The 11,365-nt window shown below is 42.7% G+C and carries 12 protein-coding genes; 7 read left to right on the top strand and 5 right to left on the bottom strand.

Going from position 1 to position 11,365, the window contains the following annotated elements:
- Window positions 1–150: 150 nt before the first annotated feature.
- The 5 genes from DP116_RS22970 to DP116_RS22945 all read left to right on the top strand — a co-directional run bounded on the left by DP116_RS22970 (window position 151) and on the right by DP116_RS22945 (window position 5,234).
- On the top strand, window positions 151–1,680 hold the full coding sequence (locus tag DP116_RS22970; protein WP_169157380.1) for a nitrogenase component 1: 1,530 nt from the start codon (window positions 151–153) through the stop codon (window positions 1,678–1,680).
- A gap of 461 nt (window positions 1,681–2,141) precedes the next feature.
- Window positions 2,142–3,485 carry a nitrogenase component 1 gene (locus tag DP116_RS22965; RefSeq protein WP_246275756.1) on the top strand — a complete coding sequence of 448 codons (1,344 nt, stop codon included), beginning with the start codon at window positions 2,142–2,144 and terminating at the stop codon, window positions 3,483–3,485.
- Window positions 3,486–3,527: 42 nt separating this feature from the next.
- The gene (locus DP116_RS22960) at window positions 3,528–4,304 is read left to right on the top strand and encodes an Rpn family recombination-promoting nuclease/putative transposase (protein ID WP_169157378.1); all 777 of its coding nucleotides are present in this window, start codon (window positions 3,528–3,530) and stop codon (window positions 4,302–4,304) included.
- A 306-nt stretch (window positions 4,305–4,610) separates the two neighbouring features.
- Window positions 4,611–4,820, top strand: coding sequence for a hypothetical protein (locus DP116_RS22950; protein WP_169157377.1), 210 nt, complete (start codon window positions 4,611–4,613; stop codon window positions 4,818–4,820).
- 264 nt (window positions 4,821–5,084) lie between these two features.
- The gene (locus DP116_RS22945; RefSeq protein ID WP_169157376.1) at window positions 5,085–5,234 is read left to right on the top strand and encodes a hypothetical protein; all 150 of its coding nucleotides are present in this window, start codon (window positions 5,085–5,087) and stop codon (window positions 5,232–5,234) included.
- A 1,000-nt stretch (window positions 5,235–6,234) separates the two neighbouring features.
- Here the strand turns inward: DP116_RS22945 and DP116_RS22940 are convergent.
- From DP116_RS22940 to DP116_RS22930, 3 genes are all read right to left on the bottom strand, one after another.
- Window positions 6,235–6,582, bottom strand: a complete 348-nt coding sequence (locus DP116_RS22940; protein ID WP_169157375.1) for a helix-turn-helix domain-containing protein — start codon at window positions 6,580–6,582, stop codon at window positions 6,235–6,237.
- Between the two features lie 9 nt (window positions 6,583–6,591).
- The gene (locus tag DP116_RS22935) at window positions 6,592–6,960 is read right to left on the bottom strand and encodes a type II toxin-antitoxin system RelE/ParE family toxin (RefSeq protein ID WP_169157374.1); all 369 of its coding nucleotides are present in this window, start codon (window positions 6,958–6,960) and stop codon (window positions 6,592–6,594) included.
- Window positions 6,961–7,079: 119 nt separating this feature from the next.
- On the bottom strand, window positions 7,080–7,928 hold the full coding sequence (locus DP116_RS22930) for an NADPH-dependent oxidoreductase (RefSeq protein WP_169157373.1): 849 nt from the start codon (window positions 7,926–7,928) through the stop codon (window positions 7,080–7,082).
- A 61-nt stretch (window positions 7,929–7,989) separates the two neighbouring features.
- Between DP116_RS22930 and DP116_RS22925 the strand changes: the two genes are divergently transcribed.
- Together DP116_RS22925 and DP116_RS22920 are read left to right on the top strand one after the other, a co-directional pair.
- The gene (locus tag DP116_RS22925) at window positions 7,990–8,574 is read left to right on the top strand and encodes a TetR/AcrR family transcriptional regulator (protein WP_169157372.1); all 585 of its coding nucleotides are present in this window, start codon (window positions 7,990–7,992) and stop codon (window positions 8,572–8,574) included.
- A gap of 57 nt (window positions 8,575–8,631) precedes the next feature.
- On the top strand, window positions 8,632–9,246 hold the full coding sequence (locus DP116_RS22920) for a type 1 glutamine amidotransferase (RefSeq protein ID WP_246275755.1): 615 nt from the start codon (window positions 8,632–8,634) through the stop codon (window positions 9,244–9,246).
- 127 nt (window positions 9,247–9,373) lie between these two features.
- Here the strand turns inward: DP116_RS22920 and DP116_RS22915 are convergent, their stop codons facing one another.
- Both DP116_RS22915 and DP116_RS22910 read right to left on the bottom strand, forming a co-directional pair.
- A complete protein-coding gene (locus DP116_RS22915; RefSeq protein WP_246275754.1) occupies window positions 9,374–10,522 on the bottom strand; it encodes an ATP-binding cassette domain-containing protein in 1,149 nt (382 codons plus the stop codon).
- A gap of 2 nt (window positions 10,523–10,524) precedes the next feature.
- Window positions 10,525–11,223, bottom strand: coding sequence for an ABC transporter permease (locus DP116_RS22910; protein WP_169157370.1), 699 nt, complete (start codon window positions 11,221–11,223; stop codon window positions 10,525–10,527).
- Window positions 11,224–11,365: the final 142 nt, after the last annotated feature.

Here is an 11,365-nt window from a genome sequence, read left to right as displayed (position 1 = left end):
GTAATATCATGTTCGCTTAATTACTTAACAATTCCCAAATATACCCCACCCGCCTAACGGCACCCTCCCCTTACCAAGGGGAGGGTTGGGGAGGGGTTTTGTTAATACAAATGTTCGATCAAACATGATATGAGAGATTGAAGAGGTATTATGGCTACCAGTATAGATGGAAACGTTGTATTTTACGGAAATTTAAGCGAGCTGTATCGTTTAGCAAAAGAGGGTAAGATTAAGACTAGCTTACAAGGTAGTCATACCCGTCCCTGCAAATTTTGGACTGCAACGAAGATTTTAAGTGGGATTAAAGATGCGATCGTAATTTCTCACGGTCCAAGTGGCTGTGCTTATGGAGTCAAGCGAGCATACAAGCTAACCAATAGCCGCAATAGTGGTTCCCCTTATGAACCTGTAGTCACTACCAACATGAGTGAAAAATCGGTGATTTTTGGAGGGGAAAAAGAATTACGAGGCGCGATTTTAGAAGTAGATCAAAAATATAATCCAGATGCGATCGTTGTGGCAACGAGTTGTGCATCTGGAATTATCGGCGATTGTGTTGATGACGTGGTGAATAAAGCACGCACTGAAATACAGTCTGAGATCATGACGATACATTGTGAAGGATTCGCAGGGGAGTATCGTAGTGGATTTGATATCGTATTTCGGCAAATCGTAGACTTTATGGAGCCGCCCACTCCAGAACGGAAAGCACAACTAGCCGATGCTGTCAATATTGTGGGTGCAAAGATGGGTCCTGAAAGGACAGAAGTAGAAACCGATGTCAAGGAACTGGTGCGACTGATAGAAGGAATGGGAGCACGAGTTCACAGTGTGATTGCTGGTGACTGCACATTAGATGAACTTAAGCGAGCACCAAGTGCGGCAGTCAACTGTACCTTATGTTTGGATCTTGGCTATACTATCGGCAAAGCCATGTCAGACAAGTTCGGTACTCCGCTGAACTCTACTATCCTTCCTTATGGTATTAGCGCTACAGAAAAATGGCTCCAAGGAGCTGCAAAATATTTAGGGATGGAAGAACAGGCGGATGCCTTGATGAAGCAGGAATATGCCGCAATCAAGACCGAATTTGAAGAAGCTAAAAAATATATAGAAGGGAAGTTAGCGATTATCGAAGGGCATGATGCTATCAAGTGCTTGTCCATTGCCCATATGTTAGAGCGTGATTTTGGGATGCGTGCGGTGATCTATAACTTCCATCCCTGGAGCACGGAAGCACGGGAAACCAGTGTAGACTACTTATTGGAAACTGGGTTAGACCCGGAAATCTTAATTACCAAGGGGACGCTGGCTTTTGGTAAGTATGAGTCGATGAAACAAACGGAAGATGAATTACTGAATTTTATTGGTGGTCTTGATGCAGAATCGGTGGTATATTTTGGTTCTTCCTTGAGTTTCCCACACATTCCCGTTGTCGATTTAAATGCTATCTTAAATCGTCCCAGATTCGGTTATCGCGGAGCCTTAAAGGTAGCTAAGTGTATTAAAACTGCACTTCAATACGGCTTTAGACCTCGCAGTTCATTAACCAAGCAAATGGTATTTCCTAAAAACTCAGGGTTAGCATCTGCTCAATCACTCACAGGAAAATTAGCCCAAGACCTGCCCGATTGTACCGTATATGCAGAGAAGAGGCGGGGAAAATGTTGTCAGGATTGACACTCTCCTACCATCATGAGAGGAGATTCTTGGTTCAACGAGTCCACTTAGACTAAGCTCCTTGCGTTACCTAACCCAGAGGTGGTTCTCTCCTCAAGCTTTAACTTTCCGTGTGCCCCACGGTAGTTGGATTATTCCAAAATTTGTTTGAGTTAAACGCTGAGCGTCTAGTTCCCATGAAAATTTTACCTATTCCTGGGAGGAAACTAGAACTATGGAATAGAACCCCATATTTTCAATTGTCAAGGTGCAGTGTCTGCTTTTTACGCAGCAATTGGGTTTTTAAAGTGGTTAATTACCCTTCCACTAAAGTCATATTACCATAATTGACGGCAATTTTAATTAACTTTGCTGCTATATCTGTGGTCTAAAGACATGGAGTTTTGCACCTATCGCATTCATTGATAATAAGTAAGAACTCTACCATAGTCAATGCAATATCTTTCAATAAAGAGGTGAAAATGTCTGCGGGACTAACTTTTGACAATTGTGACCATAGCAAAGACCCAATTGTTGGCTGTGCTTTAGAAGGTATTGCAAACATGGTTGCTGGAATGAAAGATGTCAGTATTGTGATTCATTCTCCCCAAGGTTGCGCGTCAACTGTTGCAGCTGGCTATGATAACCATGAGGTTGATTTTACAAAGCGCAAAGTAGGTTGTACTCGTCTTTTTGAGTCAGACATTGTCATGGGAGCGTCTGATAAACTCAAAGGTATGATTAAAGAGGCGGATCAATCTTTTCATGCTAAGGTCATGTTTGTCGTTGGCACTTGCGCGGCGGACATTATTGGTGAGGATATTGAGGGATTATGCAAAAATATTCAGCCACAGGTCAATGCTAAACTTGTTCCTATACTTGCTGGTGGGTTTCGGGGCAATGCTTATGATGGCTTAGAAATGGGATTAGAGGCTTTACTTCCTTTCATCAAAAAAAGGCAGACTAAGAGGAGGGGCAGAAAGCCGAGGATTGTAAACATTATTGCACCACAGGCAAATGTGAATCCCACTTGGTGGGCTGATTTGCACTGGATAACCCAGACGTTAAAATCTTTAAGAATTAAGGTGCAAACGGTATTCTCCCACAATAGTTCCTTTGCAGAACTGGAACAAGCTGGTGACGCAACCGCCAATATTCTTCTCAGTCATGATGTCGGGTATAAGTTTGCTCGGAAAATGCAACAGACCCATGACATTCCCCTCATTCTAGATGATATACCTTTACCAATAGGTGTAAAAAACACTACGCGGTGGTTGCAGGCATTGGCGGCACATTTCAAGATAGAAGAAAGAGTGGAACCGCTGATCAAACAAGGCGAAGAAATGGTTGTAGATACGCTTCGCCGACGAGCATTAATGATTATTCCCCGATATCGTAACTGTAGAGTTGCCGTATCTACAGATGGGACGCTTGGTATCGGACTGGTGAGAATGCTCTTTGAAGAGTTGGAGATGATTCCAGAAGTTTTGTTGTTTCGCTCAGCGATGCGTGAATCTCGCCCAATTCTAGAGCAAGAATTGCAAAGCCTTGGTCTTTCTCCTAGCGTGGTATTTTCTGCCGATGGATATCAAATAAAACAAGCCTTAACAGAGATTGATACTGATGCTGTTTTTGGCTCGGCATGGGAAAAATACATAGCAGAAGAACTGGGAATCCAAATCTCTTTTGATGTATTCAGCCCTACTAACAGAGAGACTTATCTTGACAAGCCATATTTTGGCTATGAAGGAATGATCAATATGATGGAAGTGGTTGCCAACGATTGGGATAGAGCTTTTCGTTCAAAACATATCCATTGGACATAAAGAAGTCTTCGCTAAGGCATTACAAAGTCGTACAATCTATTTATGTATGACGATACTTGTCGATTCCTTGCCGAAAACTTTTCAGCCGACTTTGCCAGTTGGCTGCTGGGAGAGTCCATGACGCTGACGGAGCTAAAACCCTCCGAACTCTCCCTTGAACCCATTCGCGCAGATGCCTTAATTCTACTTGAGTCTGATGATTCCGTCTTGCACCTAGAATTTCAAACCCGTCCCAAACGGGATATTCCATTCCGTATGTTGGATTATCGCGTGCGAGTTTACAGACGTTATCCTGACAAAACAATGCGACAAGTTGTGGTGTATCTTCAGCCCACTGGATCTGATCGCGTTCGGCAAACCAGTTTTTCCCTAGAGCGCACTCGTCATGAATTTGATGCAGTTTGTCTGTGGGAGCAACCCGTAACCTTATTCCTACAATACCCTGGACTACTTCCCTTTGCTACCCTCAGTCAAACAACTGATCCAGAGGCAACATTGCGTTCTGTTGCACAAACCATCGACCAAATTTCAGACCCAATAACCCAAGCCAATTTGACCGCTGCCTCAGCAATTTTAGCTGGGATAAAATTAGAAGAAGATGTTATTTATCGCTTATTGCGGAGGGACATCATGCAGGAATCTGTGATTTATCGTTCTATTCAAGAAGAGGCAGAAGCAAGGGCAGAAGCAAGAAAGCAACGAGAGATTGCTGTTAATCTTTTGCGCCAAGGAGTAACAATCAACATTATTGCTTCTGCAACAGGCTTGTCGATTGAGGAGGTGCAACAACTACAACAGCAGATTACCGAATCTCCATAGACTTAAACTTGCGATCAATTGAAACGTTTGCAAATCCTCAACGGGTTACTGTTAGTTGATCTCAATTAGACTGTACAAAATTTGTCAGCACAGTTTCTTGCGCGCAGTAATCTTCCTCCCAAAGCTTCCGACGATGCGGTTCACATCGCGGCAGCAACTGTTCACGGGTTAGATTACCTGCTAACGTGGAACTGTAAGCATATTGCAAACGCTCAAATTCAAAGGAAGCTTGCAGCAATCAGCCTTGATTTTGGATACAATTTACCAATAATTTGCACCCCCTACGAATTATTAGGAGATTAAGCTATGTGGCAAGATGAAATTTTAGATGAAATTCATAAAATTCGAGAAGAACACGCTAAATCTTTTAACTACGACTTAGATGCAATGTTTGCAGATTGGCAGAAAAAGCAAGCAGAAAGTGGAAGAGAAATCGTAAGCTTACCACCAAAGCACGCTCTAACAATGCGTTGGAGCCGACCGTCCAAAGGTGATGATTTTTCCGTACAAGAATGAATGATGGGTTTAAATCCGTAGGCGATTTATATATTTGCCTAGTTGATAGGAGCATTATTGAACAAGCGATTGCGAGGAGCGCAGACGCCAAGGGCGTATCGCTCTTAATTTCCGAAATTTTGAAGATACGGTTCAATATACTTGTGCAGTAACGCAAGGATTAGATGTAATTGTTACCCGTGATATTTCTGGGTTCGTGAGTGGGAAAATTTCCGTAGTGTCACCTGGGGAGTTAGGAAATATTTCAAGTTAACTTCTTACTTCATGCGATCGCCTTCTTTATTAGCCGATGATTTTAGGCGATCGCTCTTCGCTTATTATGATGAAGGGCGATCGCTTTACTATGGTAGTATCATTGGTTATTCAACAGTAGTATTAGGTGGTAACTCTACATTCTCTGTGATCAGGGTTTGATTTAGATGATTTAGTTGTTAAAGGATGTAATTATATTGATGATTATTTGAGGACTAATCATAATATGAGTGAGAGCGATCGCCATTAATAATGATATAAACTCTTTGAAGTCTTGGTTCAGCAGTATATTAGCCTGCGCGCTTAACACACGAGACTTCTGCTCATTTCACAATGATATGCTACACAAAAAGTGAGGTGGACAATTGCCCACCCGTCGATCTCAATCAGGATAGCTTTAATTTCTCACTACAGTTCGGACATGAAAAATAAGTACTCCGAAGAAATAAGAACCGCTCTTGTGTTATATGTTTTTGTATACAGTTCAAACACATTCTCGAACTGCAACAGCGCGTATCACCCACATTAAACATTTCCCAACACTGAGAACACTTGCTATCCAGCGCTTTTTTCCCAGCCTTTACAGCGTTTTTGACAACCAACTTAAGCAATAGTGAGTTTAGATCCCCACCTTCCCCACCGACTCCACCTTCAAAATCATCGCTCATAAAGAGTTCTCCTCAAGACGCATGGATTTCAAAACCTAGCCGCCGACAGATCAAATGGCTAACAACTTAAAGCGCAGTCGCATTCGTGTCTATTATAAACCAATACAGTTCAGTTAGAGCCAAAAACCTTAAACTGTGTAGGTAGGGTCGCCAGCGCGAATGACGGTGAGACTAATGCTGCGGGAGGGTTACCCTCCGCAGGCATCTGGCGTTAGCCGTCAGGCGTGCCGTAGGCATACCCGAAGGGCTTTCCCGACAGAGGGTAAGAGCGTTTGAGGAACGAAACCCAACATTTATAGGAGTTTGTTGGGTTTCACTACGTTCAACCCAACCTACAGTTATCCTTAACTGAACCGTATTGTATTATAAACCTGTTGTTCACTGTTAAGTTAAGAAGTGATCGCTCGTTGAACTGTAGTAAAACATCACTTGGGGAGCGAGCATAAGCGCCCTCAAAGGTTCCGTCCTTTGTCGCAACTGGCGTAGACTCTAACTCATTCCGAAGCGATCGCTCCCTCCTCTGATTCTTCGATTTCTGAAAAACCTACTAGGGTGACGGGCGGACGGTTTGGAAATTCAACAACAAGCCGTAACTCTCCTCCCATTGCTACAATGTACTTCCGCAAAGTTGAGAGCATTAAATCAGTGCGTTGTTCCAACCTAGAAACATTCCCTTGGTCAATTTGCAGAAGTTCTGCCATCTGTTCTTGAGTGAGTTTGAGTGCAAGTCTCAGTTGCTGTCGAGTCATTTCCTCCGCAATAAGCAAGCTAGATTCTTCTTCAATCTTTTTCCGTCGTTCCGGTGACAACTGTTCTAGTTTTTCCTTCAAAATTCTCCCCATAGATTATCCTCACTTTTCCTCTTGTCCAGTCTTTAATTGAGCTAAGTGCGCGTCGAATCTAGCATCAGCCGTTTTGATAAGTTGCTTGTAAAAACGACTTTCACTACTACCTGATTTGTCACCTGCGACTAGTAATATTGCATGTCGTCTGGGGTCGAATGCAAACGCGACACGCCAAACACCATCTGCTGCTTTAAACCTTAGTTCCTTCATGTTGCTATGCCGCGAACCATTAAGCGTATCAACATTAGGTCGTCCCAATTCAGAACCGAAAGCTTCCAATAGATTGGCACGGGCAAGTAACTTATTTTGCACCTCTTCTGGTAGAGCATCAAATTCTGGCTCAAAATCTTGATGAAATTCAACAACCCAGCTCATTAATTATGCACTCAAAAACATATGTTTTCAAGGGTATATTAAAGCTTTGTAATTGCTTTGAAAAGCTAAGTCGCTTTACGACAGACTACGCGCAGCTTGCTTTCCATTAGCGTATTGGGTTATAATAACTTGAAACCTAAGTTATTCAGAGCTTCACGCAAGTACTTGCATCCTTTGAGATAGTCTAAAGTTGCGATGCGCTCGGCTGAGTGTTGTGACCAATCACCAGCGACATTCATCTTTTGTTCAGTATAAAAATTTTTGATGATGTCGTTGTAGTGAGCGATCGCCTCATCTTGCTCTCCCAATTTATAAGTTTCTCGATGCAGTACAGCTGACTGAGGTAACCGTGGCTTAATGGCTGTTTGTACTTCAGGATTTGGATAACCCACACACAACCCAAACACAGGGAACACCAAAGGTGGCAAATTCAGTAGCGTTGCTACCTCTTGAGTACTTTTGCGGATTGCGCCAATATATCCTGTTCCCAAACCAAGGGACTCAGCAGCGAGAGTGGCATTCTGCGCTGCTATCGAAGCATCGACGATCGCCTTAATCAACAGTTCTAAGTATTCTAGAGCATCATGAGATAGTCCGCGACTTTCAGCAACGCGAGCCACACGAGCCAAATCTGCTAACCAAACCAAGAATAAAGGAGCCTCTTTAATATGGGCTTGTCCTCCTGCTAGTCTGGATAATTCTTCTTTGCGCTCTTGATCTTCAATCGCTACCACACTCCAGGATTGGAGATTGGCAGAAGTCGCAGCAGATTGAGCAGCTGCAACTAACAACTCTAGGGTTAAGGGTGGTAGAGGGTCAGATAGATAAGACCGAACTGAACGGTGAGATATTATTGTACTAAGGAAGTCGTTCCAGGCAATTTCGCCATTGAAGGGAATTTCACCGTAGCGCGATAGCAAAGCACTGCGCATTGGCGCAGATCGCATTAGTTCTATAGGATTAGTCATAGTTAACTTTTAAACTCCAAAGCTTTTTTACGATTTCAAAGAAAAAAAGGATGTGATTTAAATGACTAAACCGAGAGCAATCCGTAAGTCTGTCCATGATCGCATCCTGAATACGGCATCAGACTTGTTTTATCGAGAGGGAATCCGGAACGTTGGCATTGACAGAATCATTGCCGAATCTGGCGTTGCTAAAATGTCGCTCTACAATCATTTCAAGTCAAAAGATGCATTGATTGAAGCTTGGCTGCGACAACAGGATGAACAATGGTGTCAATGGCTAAAAACCACGATTGAACAACGAACTTCTGATCCAGCCAAACAACTGCTAGCAATATTTGATGCGTTACGGGAATGGTTTGAGGGACCAGATTTCCGAGGTTGTGCATTCATTAATGCCTCAGTGGAATTAGCCAATCCTGACCATCCTGGACATCGAGTGGCATTAGAGCATCAACAATCGATCTACCACTACATTAAGAGCCTTGCTCAATCAGCAGAAGTTTCATCACCGGAACAGTTAGCCCGACAACTGCTTCTGCTTGTGCAAGGTGCAATTGTGGTTGCGATGATGGAAGGAAGTTGCTCAACCGCATCACAAGCGAAAAAGGCAGCAACAATGCTAATTCAGACTGCATCAAAATTGTGAGAATCAGGGATTGCATAAGGTTTATCATGGAGGATTGATAAACAATGGGGGAAAGCAATGAGAATTCATTACTTACAACACGTGTCATTTGAAGGACTTGCTAGCATTGAACAGTGGGCGATACAGCAGGGTAAGATTATTTCCGCAACTAAGTTTTACAACGGTGACACGTTACCATCTGTTGATGACCTAGATTGGGTGATAGTAATGGGTAGTCCGATGAATATTTATGAGGATGATAAGTATCCTTGGTTGACTTCGGAAAAAAAATTTGTTGCAGAAGCAATCAAGAAAAATAAAGTAGTGATTGGCATTTGTCTTGGCTCGCAGCTAATTGCTGATGTTTTAGGTTCTAAGGTGTACAAAGGTCAGGAAAAAGAAATAGGTTGGTATCCGATTAAACTAACAACAGAAGCACAAAATTATCCTGTTTTCGCGTCACTTACTGAGCCTTTCACTGTGTTTCATTGGCATGGTGATACTTTTGACTTACCTCCAGGTGCTGTACGACTAGCCTATAGTGAAGTCTGTTCAAATCAAGCTTTTCTTTATGGTGAGAAAGTCCTAGGTTTACAATTTCACCTAGAGTCAACTAAAGACAGCGTTCGCCAAATTATTGAAAATTGTGCTTCAGAATTAGTTGCTGGCAAATATATTCATAAACCGGAATAAATGCTCGCACGAGATGATGATTTTAGGAATATAAACACTGCCATGTGTAAAATTTTAGAGTATTTTGCTGCTTTTAATGACTAATTATTTATAACTCCTCTTCCTTGTATAAAATCGCCTATTTTTTCTAAATAAAATGTGCATCTCTAGGATGAAATGCCAGTTTAATAATTTCATGTTGATAGACATTCCCAGATATATGACTTTGAGGCACTCTGGCGATTAAAGTTTGTTCTCCCACCTTAACCCAAATAGTATAAATCCCTATGCCACGTACAATTCGTTCCACTCGCCCTTTGATAGTAACCATTCCTGGCTGGTATGGAACTGAAGAAGTTGTATCATCAATATAAAAAGCATCACCAGACAGGCAACAGGCAGTAATTGGCGTTCTCACTTCACCAGGATATAAAAACTCTATACTGTTTGCGAGCTTGATAAAATAACCACGGCTGCCCCGTTCTACCCGGCACGGAATAATATTATCCATTCCTACTAGTCTTGCAAGTTGCTCGTTCGCTGGTCGGCGTATGAGCATTTCCAATTTATCATCCTGTACAATACAGCCGTCAAACAATGCGATCGCCCTTTCTGCAAAATGCAGTATGTCGGTAAAGTTATGACTGACTAATATGACTGCTGATCCCCTCGCTTGAGCCGATTGTCTAATTTTCTCGATAATCTCAGCACGTATTCCCACATCTAAAGAGGCAGAAGGCTCATCTAAAAGCAACAATTCTGAATCAGCGACTAACCCGCAGGCAATACAAACTCGCTTTGCCTCACCACCGGACAGGGAACGAGCTGACCGATTTGCCAGGTGTTCGCAGCCAAAAGTGGCGAGTGCTGTATGTACTTTTTGTTTAATCTTGTTTGCTGGTATGCCTCGAAATTCTAAGACTTTGGCAACATTATTAAACACGGTATCATTCAGCAGTAATGTCTCCTGAAAGACTAGGGCAGAACGACGACGCAATAATGTTTTATTGGTATGACAAACATCCTGTCCAAATAATTGCATTTGACCACGGTAAGGCTGCAACAGATTGATCGTTCTTAACAGGGTGCTTTTACCAGCGCCATTAGGACCAAGTACAGCGACAAGTTCTCCTGGACGGACTGCAAAATTTTCAATTGATAGGATATTTTTACGTTTTTTGCTATCGACGTTAACTTGCTGCATATTCAGAACATACTCGTTCATCCTCGTAAGATTTTCCTGTCGTGCTACAGGATAGGATTGCAGATTAACAAACGATTTAAACTCAGTCATCATGTTCATAGGATTTTCTTATCGTATTGCAAGAGAGTCAGCGATACTATAATGCTGTATGCGATGATGAGTAGAATGAAGGCGATCGCCAAAGCCACATCGTAATTCCCTTTCTCCACTTCCGTAACAATCGCCGTGGTCAGAACTCTTGTCTGCCCTTTGATATTGCCCCCTACCATCATGGATGCGCCAACTTCAGAGATGACGCGACCAAAACCAGCGATTATAGCAGCCATTAATCCTAACCGTGCTTCCTTGATCAGCAACCAATTGGCTTGCCACTCTGTCGCCCCCATTGATAGCAGTCGCAAGCGCAGTTTCGGATTAATAGTGAGAATTGCTGCAAAACTGAAACCAGCTACAATTGGGAAAGCAATGATTGCTTGGGCTAGGATCATAGCCGTGGGCGTATACATCAAGTCAAAGTTTCCCAACGGTCCAGACCGCCACAAAAACAGACTGACCACTAAGCCGACTACGACTGGCGGTAATCCCATACCAAAGTTAACCAAGCTAGTCAAAACCTGCTTGCCGACGAAATCTACTAAAGCTAGCCATAGTCCTAACGGTAAGCCAAGGCACACGCTAATAGCTGTAGCTGTTCCAGATACCAATAATGTCATCGTCATCACTTGGAAAACGTCGCTATTGCCAGTGGTTAATAGCTCAAAGGCTTTTATAGCTCCTTCAATGATCGTATTCATCTGTTCAAAAACTGTAAAAGAATACCGAAATATGGAGTTGGGCAATCCTTAATGCTCTTATAGCAGGGAACAGGGAATGGGGAATAGGGGAATAGGCTTGATGGTCTGGTGGTGTCCGTATTTTCTCATTAGTTCATGTCCT

The organism is Brasilonema bromeliae SPC951 (genome assembly GCF_012912135.1).
Lineage (GTDB): Bacteria > Cyanobacteriota > Cyanobacteriia > Cyanobacteriales > Nostocaceae > Brasilonema > Brasilonema bromeliae.
Note: the sequence above shows the minus strand (reverse complement) of the source record. Positions and strands in the feature narration are given on the sequence as shown.